Annotated in this window: 14 protein-coding genes; 12 read left to right on the forward strand and 2 right to left on the reverse strand. The window is 28.8% G+C overall.

All coding sequences use genetic code 11. The annotated features are described in order from the left end of the window. Nucleotides 1-55: 55 nt before the first annotated feature. The 4 genes from B0174_RS03325 to B0174_RS03340 all read left to right on the forward strand — a co-directional run bounded on the left by B0174_RS03325 (nt 56) and on the right by B0174_RS03340 (nt 5,754). Complete coding sequence (locus B0174_RS03325) at nt 56-670, forward strand: hypothetical protein (protein WP_108558232.1); 615 nt, start codon at nt 56-58, stop codon at nt 668-670. Between the two features lie 9 nt (nt 671-679). Beyond that, nucleotides 680-1,279: an SAM-dependent methyltransferase gene (locus B0174_RS03330; protein ID WP_108558233.1), complete on the forward strand. Its 600-nt coding sequence runs from the start codon at nt 680-682 to the stop codon at nt 1,277-1,279. Nucleotides 1,280-1,368: 89 nt separating this feature from the next. Further along, nucleotides 1,369-4,845, forward strand: coding sequence for a methionine synthase (gene metH, locus B0174_RS03335; protein WP_108558234.1), 3,477 nt, complete (start codon nt 1,369-1,371; stop codon nt 4,843-4,845). Between the two features lie 54 nt (nt 4,846-4,899). Continuing rightward, nucleotides 4,900-5,754, forward strand: coding sequence for a DMT family transporter (locus B0174_RS03340; RefSeq protein ID WP_108558235.1), 855 nt, complete (start codon nt 4,900-4,902; stop codon nt 5,752-5,754). A 9-nt stretch (nt 5,755-5,763) separates the two neighbouring features. Here B0174_RS03340 and B0174_RS03345 read toward each other — a convergent pair whose 3' ends face one another. Further along, nucleotides 5,764-6,363, reverse strand: a complete 600-nt coding sequence (locus B0174_RS03345) for a DUF2238 domain-containing protein (protein WP_108558236.1) — start codon at nt 6,361-6,363, stop codon at nt 5,764-5,766. A gap of 101 nt (nt 6,364-6,464) precedes the next feature. Here B0174_RS03345 and B0174_RS03350 point away from each other — a divergent pair, with 101 nt between their 5' ends. The 4 genes from B0174_RS03350 (at nt 6,465) to B0174_RS03365 (ending at nt 11,938) form a co-directional block, all read left to right on the forward strand. Continuing rightward, nucleotides 6,465-9,500 carry an Eco57I restriction-modification methylase domain-containing protein gene (locus tag B0174_RS03350; RefSeq protein WP_108558237.1) on the forward strand — a complete coding sequence of 1,012 codons (3,036 nt, stop codon included), beginning with the start codon at nt 6,465-6,467 and terminating at the stop codon, nt 9,498-9,500. After that, nucleotides 9,497-9,721, forward strand: a complete 225-nt coding sequence (locus tag B0174_RS03355; protein WP_108558238.1) for a hypothetical protein — start codon at nt 9,497-9,499, stop codon at nt 9,719-9,721. Before B0174_RS03350 ends, B0174_RS03355 begins: the two co-directional genes overlap by 4 nt. A gap of 151 nt (nt 9,722-9,872) precedes the next feature. Continuing rightward, nucleotides 9,873-10,733, forward strand: coding sequence for a virulence RhuM family protein (rhuM, locus tag B0174_RS03360; protein ID WP_108558239.1), 861 nt, complete (start codon nt 9,873-9,875; stop codon nt 10,731-10,733). 65 nt (nt 10,734-10,798) lie between these two features. Further along, nucleotides 10,799-11,938, forward strand: coding sequence for an iron-containing alcohol dehydrogenase (locus B0174_RS03365; protein WP_108558240.1), 1,140 nt, complete (start codon nt 10,799-10,801; stop codon nt 11,936-11,938). Nucleotides 11,939-12,032: 94 nt separating this feature from the next. Here B0174_RS03365 and B0174_RS03370 read toward each other — a convergent pair whose 3' ends face one another. Beyond that, nucleotides 12,033-13,187 carry an Opr family porin gene (locus tag B0174_RS03370; RefSeq protein ID WP_108558241.1) on the reverse strand — a complete coding sequence of 385 codons (1,155 nt, stop codon included), beginning with the start codon at nt 13,185-13,187 and terminating at the stop codon, nt 12,033-12,035. Nucleotides 13,188-13,323: 136 nt separating this feature from the next. Between B0174_RS03370 and B0174_RS03375 the strand changes: the two genes are divergently transcribed. Genes B0174_RS03375 through B0174_RS03390 form a run of 4 tightly spaced genes read left to right on the forward strand, consistent with a single transcriptional unit; the run spans nt 13,324 to nt 18,656 of the window. Beyond that, nucleotides 13,324-15,732: a molybdopterin-dependent oxidoreductase gene (locus B0174_RS03375; RefSeq protein ID WP_108558242.1), complete on the forward strand. Its 2,409-nt coding sequence runs from the start codon at nt 13,324-13,326 to the stop codon at nt 15,730-15,732. A 1-nt stretch (nt 15,733) separates the two neighbouring features. Continuing rightward, entirely contained in the window at nt 15,734-16,300 is a 567-nt protein-coding gene (locus tag B0174_RS03380; protein ID WP_108558243.1) for a hypothetical protein, read from the forward strand. Between the two features lie 24 nt (nt 16,301-16,324). Next, on the forward strand, nt 16,325-17,011 hold the full coding sequence (locus B0174_RS03385) for a response regulator transcription factor (RefSeq protein WP_108558244.1): 687 nt from the start codon (nt 16,325-16,327) through the stop codon (nt 17,009-17,011). Then, nucleotides 17,004-18,656, forward strand: a complete 1,653-nt coding sequence (locus B0174_RS03390; RefSeq protein ID WP_165790382.1) for an ABC transporter substrate-binding protein — start codon at nt 17,004-17,006, stop codon at nt 18,654-18,656. The genes B0174_RS03385 and B0174_RS03390 overlap by 8 nt, the downstream gene beginning before the upstream one ends. The last annotated feature ends 19 nt before the right edge of the window (nt 18,657-18,675 follow it).

An 18,675-nucleotide genomic window follows, 5' to 3' on the forward strand; every position in this document is an offset into this window, starting at 1 on the left:
ATTATTTAAGAGATATAAATGTAATATAAAAGAAAAAAATAGGAAAACAAAAAAGATGTTTTTAAAAAGAGCTTTTAATTTTTTAATTTTTATGAGTATTTCTCTTTTTTTAACAGCTTGTTCGGTTAGTAACAGCCAAGTACAAGTAAATCAAAAGAAAATTTATGAAAAAGAGCCAGTAACTCAAAATCTAAAAAATGAAATAAATGAAATTTTACAGTTGATAAAACAAAATAATTTAGCTTTGTTAAATAGCAAATATATTCATCCAATTAATGGTTACTATGAGGTTACAAAATTTGAACATAGAAATATATTTGAAATAAAAAATAATATTTCAAATATAGATAATCAAATTGATTCTTTTGAAATAAAAATAGAAAAAGTAACTTTTAATTGTAGTCCCTTAGATGATAGTTTATACGGATGGGATAAAGAAGGTGTGTTTTTAAATCCACAAACAATACCATATATTACAAAAATCATGGAAGAATCAAATCTCTTACAAGCAAATAGATTTAAAAAAGAAGAGATTGAAAAAGCAGATTTTATTGAACAAACAAGTTATGAAGTAACCATCCCTTACAGCCTAATATTTTATATTACAAAAATAGATAATAAATGGTATATAACTTTAATAGATAATGTAACAACAGATTGTAGTGAATAAAGGACAAAAATGAGCCAACAAATATTTTGGAATGGGAAGTTTTCAAAAGCTGATTATTTTTATGGAACAAAAGCAAATGAATTTTTAGCTTCAAAAATAAAGTTAATAAAAAATAAGAAAAAACTTTTGTGTTTAGGTGAGGGTGAGGGCAGAAACGCTATATTTTTTGCAAAAAATGGCTTTGAAGTTAGTGCCATTGATACTTCTGATGTAGGTTTATCAAAACTTGAATTGAGAAGTAAAGAAGAAAATCTAAATGTTAAAACTTTTTGTATGGATTTAAATCATTGGGAAACAAGTGAAAAATATGATGTTATTGTAGCTTCATATTTGCATATGTTTAAAGAAGAAAGAGAAAAATTATTTAGGAAAATTGAAGATTCTTTAAATCCAAATGCTTACTTTATTGCTGAATTTTTTTCTACAAAACAACTAGATTTTACTAGTGGCGGACCAAAAGATTTAGAGCTTTTATATACTATTGAAGATTTCAAAAATCATTTTTTATCTTGTAAAAAAGAGCTAAAAGAAGAGCTTGTAACTTTAAATGAGGGAATTGGTCATCAAGGTGAGGCTTGTGTTATTAGAGTAGTTATTCAGAAATTATAAACTTCTATTAACAAATTTTAACAAGAATTAAAGTACACTATCTAATAATAAATATCAAAAATAAATACGAAAAGAATATAGAGAAAATAATGTTAGAAACACTAAAAGAAACAATAAAAAACAGAGTTTTAATAATAGATGGAGCGATGGGAACACAGCTTCAAATTGCAGATATTAAAAAAGAACAGTGGATATATGAGGGTAAGGACTTAGAAGGTTGTAACGAACTTTTAAATCTAACAGCTCCCCATATCCTTGAAGATATTCACAATAGATATGCCCTTGCTGGTGCTGATTTATTAAGTACAAATACTTTTGGTTCAATGCCTTGGGTTTTAGAGGATTATGATATTCCTGAAACTTCATATGAGTTATCAAAATTAGGTGCACAACTTGTAAAAAAAACTGCTTTAAAATATAGTACGCCTGAAAAACCAATATATGTTTTAGGGTCTATTGGCCCTGGAACAAAACTGCCTAGTTTAGGACATATCAAATATGATGATATGTATGAGGGTTACAAAATTATGGCTCAAGGTTTAGCAGATGGTGGAACTGATGTATTCTTACTTGAAACTTGCCAAGATCCACTTCAAATAAAAGCAGCACTTCATGCTCTAACAGATACAGCTCCTCATATTCCTATTATGGTTTCTGTTACTATTGAGTTAAGTGGAACTATGCTAATTGGAACGGATGCTATGACGATTGCAGCTATTATGGCTCCTTTTAATATCTTATCTTTAGGATTTAACTGTGGAACTGGACCAAAACAAGTTCATAAACATGTTAAGACTTTAAGTGAAGTTTGTAAATTCCCAATATCAGTTCACGCAAATGCAGGACTTCCTCAAAATAGAGGTGGAAAAACTTATTATCCAATGGGACCTGATGAATTTGTGGAACTTCAAAAAGAGTTTTTAAATATAAATGGAGTTTCATTTTTAGGTGGTTGTTGTGGAACAACACCTGAACATATCGCTGCTTTAACAAAAGCAGTTGAGGGAATAACTCCTTTAAAACCTTGTGGATTTTTAAAAGCTTCATTGGCTTCACTTTTTGGAACAATGCCATTAAAACAAGAACCAGCACCACTTTTAATTGGTGAGCGTTCAAATGCAACTGGATCTAAAGCTTTTAGAGAATTATTAAAAGCAAATGATTATGAGGGAACTCTAAGTGTTGGGCAACAACAAGTGCGAGCTGGTGCTCATGTAATTGATGTTTCTGTTGGATTTGCAGGTCGTGATGAGAGAAAAGATATGGATGCGGTTGCTGCACTTTATTCTCAAAAAGTTGCGCTTCCTTTGATGCCAGATTCTACTCAAATATACGCACTTGAAGCTGCACTTAAACAAATAGGTGGAAGATGTATTATTAACTCTGTAAACCTTGAAGATGGTGAAGAAAAATTTGATGCTGTTTGTAAGCTAGCTAAGAAGTTTGGAGCAGCTTTAGTTTGTCTTGTAATTGATGAAGTTGGAATGGCAAAAACAAAAGAAGATAAACTAAGAATTGCGGAGCGAATTTTTGATTTATGTGTAAATAGACATGGATTTGATCCAGCTGATTTAGTGTTTGATATGCTTACATTTACAATAGGTTCTGGAGATGATGAGTATAGAACAGCTGGTGTTGAAACTATGGAAGCTATTCGTGAGTTTCAGATTTTACATCCAGAAGCTGGAACAACTCTTGGGCTTTCAAATATCTCTTTTGGACTTGATCAAAAAGCTAGAATTTATTTAAATTCTATTTATCTTGATCATTGTGTAAGAGCTGGATTAACAAGTGCTATTGTAAATGTAAAACATATAATTCCCTTAAATAAAATAAGTACAGAAGATAGAACAGCTTGTGATAATTTGATTTTTAATAATCATGAAAATGGTGACCCTTTATTTGCTTTTATTGAACATTTTTCAACAGTAGAAGCACAAGAAGAACAAACAGATGAAGAGTATCAAAATATGCCAGCACTTGAAAAAGTACAAATGCTTTTACTTGATGGTGACAAAGATAGACTTTTACCTTTAGTTGAAGAATTACGACATACCGTTCCACCTGAAACAATCGTAAATGAGTGGCTTATTGATGGTATGAAAATCATTGGGGAATTATTTGGAAGTGGACAAATGCAGTTACCATTTGTACTTCAAAGTGCCGAAACTATGAAAGCAACGGTTGATGCTTTAAATCCATATTTACCAAAAGAAGAAAAAGCTAGTGAAACAACGCTAATTATTGGAACTGTAAAAGGTGATGTTCACGATGTTGGTAAAAATCTTGTTGATATTATTCTTTCAAATAATGGATTTAAAGTTGTAAATGTAGGAATAAAAGCTGGTCTTGATACTTTTGTTGACAAATTACAAGAACACAATGCTCATGCTCTTGGAATGAGTGGATTACTTGTAAAATCAACAGCAGTTATGAAAGAAAATCTTGAAGAACTTCAAAAAATGGGAATAAAAATTCCTGTTCTTTTAGGTGGTGCTGCTTTAACTAAAAGTTTTGTTGATGAGTATTGCCGACCATTTTATGATGGACCGATTTTTTATTGTAGAGATGCTTTTGATGGTGTTATTTCTATGCAAAGAATCGAAAAAGGTGATGCAAATAATACAGCATTACCAGCAGATTTAATAAAAATTATTGATACAAGTGATAGAGTAGAAGAAGAAGTGGTTGTAATTCCACCTTATGAAGAGATTCCACTTCCTACAAAAAATACATTTATTATTCCTCCAATATGGGATAGAGTTGCACGAACAAGTGAACAACTCGATAAAGAACTTATTTTTAAATGGATAAATCATAGAGTTTTATTTAGACAAAGATGGGGATATAAAAGAGGAAAACAAGATTCTGCTAAGTTCTTAAAATATGAAGAAGATGTAGTTGAACCTACATATCAAGCTTTAAAAGCAGAATTAGTAAACAAAAATATTTTTGAACCAATTGCGATATATGCATATTTTCCTTGTATTTCATGGGATAATAAAATCTATATTTTTGATAAAAAATATTTATACAATTCTTTAGAAGAAGCAAAAAATGTACCACCTTTGAGTGAAGCTATAAAAGTTTTAGAGTTTCCACGACAAAAGAGAAAACCATTTAGATGTATTGCTGATTTTTTTGCAAATGATAGACTTGATGTTATTGCGTTTACACTTGCAAGTGCTGGACTTAAAATCAGTGATTATGAAAGAAGCATATATGATAAAGGTGAATTTGCAAAATATTACCAAGTTCACGGACTTGGAGTTGAGTTAGCAGAAGCTTTAGCTGAGGTTTTACATAAACAAATTAGACTTGATTTAGATATTGTGCCAAAAGAAGGACATACTTTAAATGATGTTCAAATGAAACAATATGTTGGTTGTAGATATTCTCCAGGATTTGCAGCTTGTCCTGATTTATCAATGAACAGAGATATTTTCGATTTATTAAAACCAGAAGAGTTTGGACTAGAATTATCAGAAACTTTCCAAATGCATCCAGAACAAACTACTTGTGCTATTGTGGTTACTCACAAAGAAGCAAACTACTATAATATTTAATTATTTTTACTAAGGATGTTTTTACATCCTTAGAATTTTCCATAGGATTTCATTTTGACAAACAACGCTAAAGGATTAGCTCTTACATCTTTGGGTGTATTTATAATGAGTTTAGAGTCATTATTTATAAAATTTACTACTGTTTCACCTTTTCTTTTTTCATTTTATATAGGAATATTTATGTTTGTTTCTATGGCTTCAACTTTAATTTTTAAGAAAAAAGAGTTTATACAAAAAGCTTTAAAAACATCTTTTCCTATGTTAATAGTTTGTGCTACTTTAATGGGAACTTCAAATATCTTTTTTATAACAGCTGTAAAAACGACGACTGTTGCGAATGTGGTAATTATTTTTAGTACAGCTGCACTTTTTTCTGCTTTATTTGCATATTTATTTTATAGAGAAAAAATCTCGAAAAATATAATTTATGCATCATTTTTTATGTTTGTAGGCCTGTTTATAATATTTAATGACAAACTAGAAATTGGAAGTATTAAAGGGAATATTTATGCACTTTTATGTACAGCTTTTTTTGCTACTTCTTATGTGATTTTATCAAAATATAAAGAGATGAACAGGGTTGTTTTAACAGCATTTAGTGGAATAGCCCTGAGTTGTATATCAATATTTTTTTGTGAAAACTTGGTAATTGATTTAAAAACATTGACAATTGTAATGACTATGGGATTATTAATAAGCCCGATTTCAAGGGTTTTAATAGGTAATGGTGCGATTTATATAAGTGCTAGTGAAGTAAGCCTTTTAATGATTATTGAAACAATGATGGCACCTATTTGGGTTTGGATATTTTTAAATGAAGTTCCTAGTTCTTATACATTTATTGGTGGAAGTATAATAATTGCTACTTTAATTGTAAATTCTATTTATACTTTAAAAAAAGGGGAATAAATTCCCTTTTTATTTTCCTTTTAGCTTAGTTAATTGAATATTGTGATAATTTCGCAATAAAATCAAAGCCAAAATAGAACCAATCAAAGCCCAAGCCATATCACTTTGAGTATCCCAAATATATCCTTGTGTTCCTAAAAAATCATCTGCACCATCTCCTGAAAAAATGGCAACCCACCACTCTACAAGCTCATAAAATGCTGAAAAGCCAAGACAAAAACATATTATGAAAAAGTTTCTCCAAACTTCTATTGTAATTATACTTTTTCTTATGATAATCTCTCTTGCCACCATAGCTGGAATAAAACCTTGTGCAAAATGTCCCAACTTATCGTAGTTATTTCTATCTTGATTAAAAAATTCTTTTATAAAATCAAAGGCAGGAACTTGGGCATAAGTAAAGTGACCACCAACCATTAAAATAATGCAATGAATTAAAATAAGCGTATAAACTAAAGGTGTAAGTTTAAATCTTTTGTAAGTAAAAGCCAAAATAACAAAAGCAATCATTGCTGGAGTTACTTCTAAAAACCAAGTAAACAAATCTTTTGGATTAATAAGTGACCAAATAAAAACACCAAAATATATAAATAACCAAACTCTAAACATTGTAATCCTTTTGAAATTGCTAATAAGTTTATTTGCAAGGAATATTTTATATGATAAAATCTAATATATCAGTAAATTATTTTTTATAAGGTTAAGTTTTTATGTCTATGTTTCAAAGTTCAGTATTAAAAAGTTTTTCTCAAGATGAGAGTTTAGTGGCTCTTAGATGGTTGCAGTTTCAAAAGTATTTGGCAAAAGTTGAATATATCAAAACAGTAAAAGAAGAAAAATATCAAGATGGATTTCTAAAAGATATTTTTGAAAACTGTTTAGGTTACACACTTGATATGACAAATCCCTCAGATTTTAATCTTGAACGAGAAAAGAAAAATGAAACCGATGGTAAAAAAGCGGATGGTGTTATTTATGTAGATGGCAAAATCATTGGAGTAATCGAACTAAAAGCTCAAGATACAAAAAATTTAGACAAAATAGAAACACAAGCATTTAACTATCACGCTTCTCACTCAAATTCTAAATATATTATTATTTCAAACTTTGATGAACTAAGATTTTATATAGATAAAAAAACAGCTTATGAGAAATTTTCTCTTTTTTCTTTGACTTATGAAGAGTTTAAAAAACTTCATTTATTAATATCATTTGAAAGTATCAACGAGAATATTCCCTTAAAAATCAAAGAAAAATCAGCAAATTTTGAAGCACAAATCTCAAAAGAACTATATAAAGATTTTTCAATATTTAGAAATCATTTGTTTGAAAACATCATACAAAACAACGATAATACAGACAAATCAACACTTCTTCGACTCACTCAAAAACTATGTGATAGAATCATATTTATTTTATTTGCAGAAGATAGAGGACTTTTAACAGCGAATACTATAAAAGAAATAAGAGAAGAGTTTAAAGCTCAAAAATTCACAGATTATAAACTTTATGATATTTATAAATTTTATTTCAAAGCAATAAATGAGGGAAATGAAAAACTAAATATTCCAAAATATAACGGTGGATTATTCGCCCTTGATACTGAACTTGATAGTTTAAAAATAGATGATTCTTTCCTTGATATGGAAGCTCAAAAACTAAGTGATTATGACTTTGATAGTGAAATATCTGTAAATATCTTAGGACATATTTTTGAGCAAAGTTTAACAGACCTTGAAGAACTTCAAGCAAATATTGATAATGTAGATTTTGACAAAACAAAATCAAAAAGAAAAAAAGACGGAGTTTTTTATACACCTGAATACATCACAAAATATATAGTTGAAAACACTCTTGGAAAAATGTGTAGTGAAAAAAGAGAAGAGCTAAATATCACAAATGTAACAGCACCACAAAATCCAAAAAAACTAAATAAAACAGAACAACAAATAAAAGAGAATCTTGAAATATATAAAAACTGGTTATTCGATTTGAAAATCCTAGACCCAGCGTGTGGAAGTGGAGCATTTTTAAATCAAGCCTTAGAATACTTAATCAAAGAACATACTCAACTTCAAAATGATTTAGCACTTATGGGCGATTTATTCGCATCTTACACAGTTGAAGAAAGTGTTTTAGAACACAATCTTTATGGTGTAGATATAAATGAGGACGCAGTTGAAATAGCGAAATTATCGCTGTGGTTAAGAACGGCTAAAAAAGGAAGATGTTTAACTAATCTTGCGGATAAAATAAAATGTGGTAATAGTTTAATAAGTGATAAATCTGTTGTAGATAATGCTTTTGTATGGGAAGAAGAATTTAAAGAAGTGTTTGAAAATGGTGGGTTTGATGTGGTTATTGGGAATCCACCGTATGTATCTACAAAACAAATAGATAAATTTTATCGTGATTATTTTTGGGATAAATATTCAGAACTATTAATATCCGAAATGGATTTATATGAAATTTTCCTATATGATAATTTAGTGTACAAGCTAAATGATGGAGGAATATTAGGTTTTATAACACCTAATTCTTATTACACAAGTAAAAGTTTTGAAAATCTTAGGAAATATTTAATTGATAATACTCATATAATTGAAATAATAGATTTTCCGTATAGATTTTTCCCTTTTGAAGATGTTAATACTGAAACATCTATTTCAATATTAAAAAAAGCAAAATTATCAGATACACAGATTACAAAAGTTTCTATAGCTTCTAAAGAAAATATTAATAAAAGTTTATTAATTGATAATAATGCAAAAATAAATGAAAAGGAATTTTCTCAAAATAACTTAAAAACTTTTTTTGATAATAAAATTATTATCAATCAAACAGATGTATTAATAAAATTACTGAAAAATGAAAGAATATTTGGAAATTATTTAGAATTACATAAAGGTTGGATGAGTATTCCTACTAAAACAAATATAAATGGACAAGTTATTGATAAAGGAATATTTGTAAAAGAAGAATTAGACATTTTTCAAATAGGAAACCTATGTCATAAATATATAGAAGGAAGAGATATTCATAGATATAATATAGATAAAGTAGAAAAATATGTAAATATAGAAAATATTGATAATAAAACTAAAAATTGGCATTTTTCAAATAAAATAATTCTTCAAAGAATTGTAGGACAAAATAAAAATAAGATATTTGCAACTTATGATAATAGTTATTATATAGTATTTCCAAATGCAAACTTAGTAAATATTATAGATGAAACTCTTGATATTAGATTTTTTTTATCAATATTGAATTCAACATTAATTAGTCATTTTTATAATGTATATTTTGGAGAGTCTAATACAAATCTCACAAAACTTGCTTTTGAAAGTATTCCTATTCCTGATATTTCAAATATTATAAAAGAGCCATTTATCCAAAAAGCAGATTTAATGCTAGAACTAAATAAAAAGCTCCAAGAAACAAAACAAAACTTTCACAATGAATTAAAACTAGAAAAACTAACAAAGAAACTACAAAATTTCGAAGAACTAGAATTTGATGACTTTGTAAAAGAATACGCAAAAGCAATAAAACTAAAATTCACAGACAAACTAGAAGAAAGAAATTTCAAAAACAACTGGAAAGCTCTTTTTGAAAATGATAAAAAAGAAGTCCAAGAACTACAATCACAAATCAATAAAACAGACAAAGAAATCGACCAAATGGTTTATAGACTTTATGATTTAACGGAAGATGAAATTAAGATTGTGGAGGGTGTTGAATGACTGAAGTTTTTAAAAAGTATTGGTTATGGTTTTTATTACCATTAAGTATTATTATAATTTATAGTATTTTCTTGTATCTAGTTTTCCCAATTAAAACACTTGAAAATACAGGGCAATTAGGGGATAGTTTTGGTATTTTTAATTCTTTATTTTCAGGATTTGCATTTATTGCACTTGTAATAACTATTCGTTTACAGCAAAAAGAAAATAAATATGATTAAAACCCCTAATTTAAGGCTTTTTTAGAAGTAATTTTATTTTATAAAATAAATAAAAATCAAAAATAAGAAAACAAAAATAACAAACTGCAATATTTTCAAGTTCAAATCAAAAAAGTTTATATAATTCTTCTATAAATTTCAAAGGCTAAAAATGCAAGAAAATAAATCAAATATTATAGTTTATAATGATGGGGAATTAGAACTAAAAGTTTCTCTTGAAAATGAAACGGTATGGTTAAACAGAAACCAAATAGCTGAACTTTTTGGAAGAGATGTAAAAACCATAGGAAAACATATTACTAATGTTTTTAATGATGGTGAGCTAAACAGAATTGCAGTTGTCGCAAATTTTGCGACAACTGCAATAGATGGAAAAATATATAATATTGAATACTATAATTTGGATGTTATTATTTCTATTGGTTATCGTGTAAAATCACAAAAAGGTGTGAGATTTCGACAATGGGCGACATCAGTTCTTAAAAACTATATTCAAAACGGCTTTGTTATCAACTCTGATAAGATTACAAATGATAGGTTTGTATCTTTGGAAAATGAAGTGAGATTTTTAAAATCAAAGGTAGAAAATATTTCAAATACCCTTGAAAATAAAACACTAAAACCAAAACAAGGAATATTTTATGATGGACAAATATTCGATGCTTATGTTTTTGTAAATGATTTAATAAAAACAGCAATTAGTGAAATAATCTTAATTGATAACTACATTGATGAAACAGTTTTTACAATATTCTCGAAATATCCAAATATTAAAATCAAAATTTATACTCAAAATATTTCAAAACAACTCAAACTTGATTTTGAGAAATATCAAAAGCAATACAAAAATATAGAATTAAAAGAGTTCAAAAATTCTCATGATAGATTTCTGATTATTGATAAAAAAGATATTTATCATTTAGGAGCAAGTCTCAAAGATTTGGGTAAAAAGTGGTTTGCTTTTTCTAAATTTGAGATTGAAAATCTAAAAATATTGGGAAAATTAGAATGATTAAAATCCTTTAGAAATGTTAATTATCCTATAATAAGTCTTCAAAATTATTATAAAGGCATATTATGAATTATACATATTTTAATCCAACTGCAATAGAGTTTGGAAGTGGCAAAATTAGCTCGATAGTTAATTATATTGATAAAAAATTAAAAGTATTAGTTGTTTATGGTGGTGGAAGTATCAAAAAAAATGGTGTTTACGATCAAGTAAAAACAGCACTTGAGGGTTACACTTGGTTAGAATTTAGTGGAGTTGAACCAAATCCATCTCTTGAGACTTTAAATAAAGCAGTAAAAATTATCAAAGATGAAAAAATCGATTTCGTTTTAGCTGTTGGTGGTGGTTCTGTTATTGATGGAAGTAAATATTTAGTAGCAGCCGCACTTTATGATGGTGATGGTTGGGATTTTTTAGATGGTTCAAAACAAGTGCAAAAAGCTCTTCCTTTGGGAGCTATTCTAACTCTTCCAGCAACAGGAAGTGAATCAAATGCAACTGCTGTTATTTCAAAAAAATCAACAAATGAAAAAAGATATTTTGGCTCACCTTTGGTTTATCCAAAATTTGCAGTTTTAGACCCAAGTGTTATGATTACTTTAGATGATAGACAACTAGCAAATGGTTTAGTTGATGCTTTTGTTCATACATGTGAGCAATATTTAACATATCCAAATAGCTCACTTTTGCATGATGGTTATTCACAAACTATTTTAAAGGGTTTACATAACTTATCATTAAATTGGGAAAATAGAAGAACAGCTTTATGGCAAGAAAATCTTATGCTTTTAGCAAATCAAGCACTAAATGGCTTTATTGGTTCAGGTGTTCCTCAAGATTGGGCAACACATATGATAGGACATGAAATTACAGCATTTTATGGACTTGACCATGCACAAAGTTTAGCAGTTGTTCAACCATATCTTTTAAGAGTGATGATAGAAGATAAAAAAGAAAAATTGCTTCAAATGGGAAAAGAAGTTTTTAATATGCCTCAAAATTATGAAATAGTAATTGAAGCAATTGAATTTATGTACCAAAGTATCGGAGTTCCTACAAAACTAAGTGCATATAAAACAGATAATAAAGTAATACAAAATATCACAAAAGCACTAGAAACACATGGTATGACAGCCCTTGGTGAAAAAGGAAATATTACTTTAGATAAAGTAGCTAAGATTTTAGAAATGTCTATAAAAAATTAAATTCTAAAAAGTAAATTTTTATAGAAAATACCCCTAAGTCGAAATTTTAGGAGAGTCTTTATTTTGACACTTAGGGGTATTTAAATTTTATAGATTAAAATATATATGCGATTGTTGTATTTAATTGTTGTAAGTTTGTAGTGTTCGCATCACTATTATCTTCATTTGTAAATGCATAACCGATATTTAAATCTAAATTTTTAACAAGTTCATAAGTTCCCCATAGATTAAACTCAGATTTTTTGAATTCTTCATATTTTGTGATTCCATAAAGTGCTGTAAGTTTAACATCTACGATTTTTTTACTTAACATTAAATATGTAGTTCTCGCATCTTTTAAATAAATTTGATCACCTTCTTCAAAAGGATTTATAGTTTCACCTGCAATATATTTAAACTCAGCGTCTTTATCAACTTGGATATAACCTAAAGTTGTTTTAAAACCTGAAATTGTTGCAAAGGTTGTAAGTTCTGTGATATTACTATTTTCAACATTATTCACATCTTCATTTGTTTGTGCATAGTGTGCCATTGCTCCAAAATCAATATCATTAACTTTATTTTTAAAGTTTAATTTTCCACCATAAATATCTTTTAATGAGGGTGCTGTTAATCCATAAGCTTTTGCAGAGATATTATCAGTGAAGTTTTGTGTGATTCCTAGTTTATATAAACCACCATTTTCTGGGTTTACTTGTGTCATTGGTCTGTAATCTCTTGAGCTTACTCTTCCTTGTCTATTTGTCCAAATCATCTCAACATCTGTATCATTTAACTTTGTGAATAAACTAACTGCATCTTGTGTTTTATCTATCCATTCAGTAGAAAGTGCTTGACGACCTGCTTTTATATGAAGATTTTCTAAATCATAAGAGATATAAGCATTTTCTAAATCAGCATTTCTATTTTTCCCTGTTTCATAAAATCTTTCACTTGCATCACCAAAACCTGTACTTGTTTCTTTATGAGAGTCCCCTTCAAATAAAGTTTTATATGCTCTAAATCCTACTACTGCACCAAAATTATAAAAATCTGCAGTTTTATAATTAAGTCCAATTGAACCAACGCTATATTGTGTATCATGATAATAAGCATTTAAATCTTTTTTTAAATCTCTTCCCTCATAAGTAGCACTTAAATCACCTGATACTTTTCCATTACTTAAAGCTTCACCTAATGTATTTGCACTTAATACACTTGATAATGATATAGTTGCCATCACAACCAAACTTAGACTAATTTTTTTCATATTAACTCCTTTAATATTGGGAAGCATAACTCAAAAAAAAAGCAAAATAATCGAAAAAAGAAATTTATTTATTCGATTATTTTGCTCTTTTTTCTTGTTACCATTCTCTTATAACAATCCAATAAAGGAAAAGAAAATGACAAATTCAAGAAGAGACTTTCTTAAAAAAGGCGCTTTGGGAACAGCCGTTTTAGCAATAAGTGGAACTACAAGTAGTGTAGTTGCAGGTATTTTAGAGTCAAAAACTATAAAAATTCCCCACGCTTCTCACTTTGGAGCATTTTATGCCCATGTTAGAGATGGAAAGATTGTAGATATTACTTCACAATTAGATTCAGACGCAAACCCAACAGTAATGACAAGAGCATTAGCAGATAGAGTAACAAGTGATTCAAGAGTGAAATATCCAGTCGTACGAAAATCTTACCTTGAGGGGAAAAGAAATGGTGCTTTAAGAGGAAAAGAAGAGTTTGTAAGAGTATCTTGGGATACAGCTCTTGATTTAGCTGCAAATGCAATTAAAAAAGCACAAAAAAATGGTGGAAACGAAGCTATCTATAATGCTTCTTATAGTGTTTGGTCACATCCAGGTGCTTTTAAACCAAATGTTCTTGCAGGAAGATTTTTTAACCAAATTGGTGGTGCTGTGGCAACTGCTGGAGAATATAGTAATGGTGCCGCTGGTCCTGTAAACACAACGGTTGTTGGAGACATGGAAGTTTATTCTATTCAAACAGCCCATGAACAAATCATTGCAAATACAAAAGTAATGGTTTTATGGGGAGCTGATTTATATAAAACAAATAGAGGTGGATATTCTGTACCAAACCACAGATGTTATGATGCCTATGAAGAGTATAAAAAAGCTGGAATTAAAATGGTTTTAATAGATCCTATTTATACAACAACAGGACAAGAATTCAAAGCTGATTGGATTAAAATAAGACCAGGTTCAGATGTTGCTATGATGATGGGAATGATGAACTACTTATATAAATCAGGTAAATATGATAAAGAGTTTTTAGAAAAATATACACATGGGTTTGATCAATTTTTACCGTATCTTTTAGGTAAAACGGATGGTATTGATAAAACTACTGCATGGGCTGAAAAACTAACAGAAGTTCCTGCAAAAACTATGGAAGATTTAGCAGACCTAATGGTATCAAATAGAACTTTCATAGCTGGAAACTGGGCAATGCAGCGAGCTGAACATGGTGAACAAGTGGATTGGTCTATTATTACCCTTGCATCAATGATTGGTCAAGTTGGACTTGCAGGTGGTGGATTTGGATTTTCTATGCACTATGAAGGTGGAGGAGATGCTGCTTCTGGAAAAAGAACTGTTGGAGGACTTAGTCAAGGAAAAGGTGGAGCTGTAAATCTTACTATTCCAGCTTCAAGAATGAGTGACTTGATTAATAAACCAGGTCAAACAGTTTCATATAAAGGTAAAACAATTACTTATCCAAAAGTTGAATTTATGTTAAGTGCTGGAGGTTCTCCAATAGGACACCAACCAAATGTAAATGAACTAATTGAAGCTATGAGAAAACTTGATACTATTGTTGTTTTAGAGCCTTGGTGGACACCAACAGCTAAAATGGCTGATATTGTATTTCCAGCAACTACAACACTTGAAAGAGATGATATAGCTTCTGGAATGTCATATTCAAATGATAGAATTTATGCCATGAAACAAGTAGTAAAACCAGCATATGAAGCAAAAGATGATTATGAAATATTTACTTTATTGGCACAAAGATTTGGAACTGAAAAAAAATATACAAGAGATAGAAGTGTAAAAGATTGGATAGAAGGTCTTTATTCAAAATCTTATGCAAAAAGAGAAATGAATATATCTTTTGAAGAGTTTTGGGAAAAAGGAAGTGTTCATTATGAAATTCCAGAAGAAGCTAGAAAGTATGTAAGACACGAAGAGTTTAGAAAAGACCCTGTTAGTAATCCACTAAAAACAGAAACTGGAAAAATTCAAATTTTCTCAGATAAGTTTGCAAGTTATAATTATGATGATTTTAAAGGGCATCCTATGTGGTTTGAACCAAAAGAGTGGTTAGGAAATAAAGAGTTAGTGAAAAAATATCCACTACACTTAGTTTCTCCACACCCAACATATAGAATTCATACACAATTAGATAATACTTGGGTTCAAAATGTACATAAAGTTCAAGGAAGAGAACCTATTAGAATTTCTCCAAATGATGCTAAAAAATTTGGTGTAAGAGATGGAGAAGTTGTAGAAGTTTATAACGATAGAGGAAGTATTTTAGCAGGGGTTGTTGTAACAAATACAATTAGAGATGGCGTTGCAGCTATTGAAGAGGGAGCTTGGTATTCGCCTGAGGATAGTTCACAAAAAAGACCAAGATGTAATTCAGGTCAAGTAAATGTTTTAACATCATCAAGACCAACATCACAAATGACAAATGCAACATCAGCTAACTCAAACTTAGTTGCTATTAGAAAAATAGATGTTCTTAGTCCAAATTTAGCTTATAACCCACCAAAAATAAAAGGAGCTTGAGATGAAAACGATTTTACAAAAATTATTAATAACATTAGTTACAATTAGTACTTTTTCACAAGCCAGTGAAAATAATATGTTTGTTTTTCAAACAACAGATGTTAAAATAGACAATAATAAAGCAACTCTTTATATAGGAACTCCTGTATCAATAGTGAAAAATGTAGATGATAAAAATGTTTTAGTAGAGTTTTCAGGGATTTCATTTGAAGATAAACTTTATACAAATAAAGATAAATCTCTTTTAATGGCATCAAATGATAAAAAACCTTTTGGAAAAGATGGGGAAGAAAAAAAAGTTCAAGCTATTATTGAAAAAGGTTATTTGACAAAAGATGTAGCTGAGGTTTGGGAAGAACACGAAGAATATTATTATGAAACATGTACTCAATGTCACGCAGCTCATCAAACAAAAGAACATACAATGTTAGAATGGGATGCGATTTTAGGAACTATGAAAGGTTTTGCACAACTTTATGAGGATGAAGCTGAATATTTAGCAAGATACCTAAAAGCAAATGCAAACAATGGATTTAATCCTGATAAAAAACAAGAAATAAAAAAATAAGACTTAAAAGCAAAGGAAGAGAATATGACTAAAGAGATAATTGAAAAACTACAAAGTTTAACTCTTCTTTATGCTGAAGATGAAGAAGGTATTAGAAAAAATATCGCAGATAGTTTAGGTTATTATGTAAAAGAAGTTCTTGAAGCATCAAACGGTCAAGAAGCTTATGAACTTTATGTACAAAAGAGACCTGATATTATAATGACAGATATTCATATGCCTATTTTAAATGGAATTGAGTTTGTAAAAAAAGTGCGAGAAACTGATAAAACAACGCCGATTATAATGATAACAGCATATACAGATAAAGAGTATTTATTCCAAGCAATTGAGCTTAAAATGGAGAAATATATAGTAAAACCAATCGAACTTGATGTACTTTTTGAGGTTTTTAAAAAGTGTCTGGATACGATTGCTTTTAATAACAATATCCTTTTAGGAGTAGATATTGACTACTCTTACGATTATGATAAAAAAGAGTTAAAATACAAAAAAGAGATAATACTTTTAAACAAAAAAGAGCTTAGTTTTTTTGAACTTTTAATCCAAAACCAAAATAGAATGGTAACTTATGAAGAGTTACAAACTAAAGTTTGGATTGATGATATTATGACTGATAGCGCACTTCGTTCGCTGGTTCGAAATCTGCGAAAAAAACTTCCAACAGATATAATATTTAATCTTTCAGGTATTGGTTACCGTTTTGTATAAAATAGTTTTTTTACTTTTATGCTTTGTAAATTTATCCTTTTGCCAAGATTATATTGTCCCAAAATTTGAATTTAGAAAAGATGAAAGTTCTAAAAATCTAGCCCAACAACTACATCCAAAATCCCACATAAATATCTTTTTACCCTCAATTCCTTATTCATACATTGCAAAAGCCACAAATTCAGGATTAATTCGTTCTTATGATAATGAACAAACTTGGGTTTATGAACTTGCAAAATCCCATCAACAAATTGATGATTTTACATATATTTTTGAATTAAGGCAAAATCTAAAGTTTCAAAATGGGCAAGATTTCACTATGGAAGATGTGGTTTATAATCTAAACTATTTTAAAAAATATCCTTTTTTATATACAAATATTGACAAAATAGACTTTGATGTAATACCACTTGATAAATACAAATTCAAAATAGTTTTAAAACAAAAATATGAGATGTTTTTAACAGACTTAGCAAGAGTTTATTTTTATACAAAAGAGTATTTAGATACTTATAAACCAATAGGAAAAGAAACAGGAACAGCAAATAAAGCAGCTGGTGCTTTTGGAATGGGACCTTATATTATAAAAGAAGGTTTCGCTATGGGCGAGATGCAAAGTGAAAAACTACAGCTTGAAGCAAATCCATATTATTGGAATAAAGAGTATCCAAAAATCAAATCAATCACCGTATATACGCAACTTGATATTGAAAAAGCCATAGATGATATAAGCGATAAAGAAGGTGTTCTTGATTTTGTACCAATTCCTTTTAATAAAAAACTAGACATTATCCTTTCACCTTATGCCAAATTGATTGTTTCAAAATCAACAGATAATTTTGTAATATTTTTTAACCTAATAAATGGAAATAAAAATCTTCAAAATAAACAAATAAGACAAGCACTAAATCAAGCTTTAAATCAAGAAAATTTACTAAATTTTGTATATAAAAAAGAGGGAAAAATATCGCCATTTGCAGCATCTATAAATTATCCAATAGTTAAAAAAATAGCAAAAGATTATAAGTTTGAAGAGATAAAAATGACAGAAGAGGAGATTTTCAAACTCTTAAATGGACTAAATTTAAATATTTTTACTCAAGATAAATTTATGTTTTTATTAAAAGGAATAGAGTTCCAACTAAAAAAATATGGAGTAGTTTTTAACTATACAATCACAAATAGTGAAAAAGATATTTATAAACAACTCTTAAGTACAAATACAAATAAAAATACTCAAGAGTGGGATTTATTAGTTTGGGGAGATGATGACTGGTATTATCAAAATCCTTGGAGTGTATTTTTTATTTATGAAACAGCTGGTGCTTGGTCAACTATTGGAAAAGATGATTTGATGCAAGAATATATAAAAAAGTATTTCAACTCAAAAATTGGAAGTTCAGAATATGAAGAAGTTACAAAAGATATACTTTTTAGAGCAAAAGATATGGCATATACTCTAAGCGTTCCCTCGCCAAATAAAGTAATTGCAGTTAATAAAGAAGTTATTTACAAACCATATCAAGGTGGAATAATTCCTCTTTGGCAAATAGAAATATCAAATAATCATTGGTCGTTAAGGCAAGGAAAACCCTATGATGAGAACTCAAAAAAATCAATGAAAGCATTAAGAATAGTAGAATAATATGAAACTAATAAATAAT

The organism is Arcobacter caeni (assembly GCF_003063245.1).
Taxonomy (GTDB): Bacteria; Campylobacterota; Campylobacteria; order Campylobacterales; family Arcobacteraceae; genus Aliarcobacter; species Aliarcobacter caeni.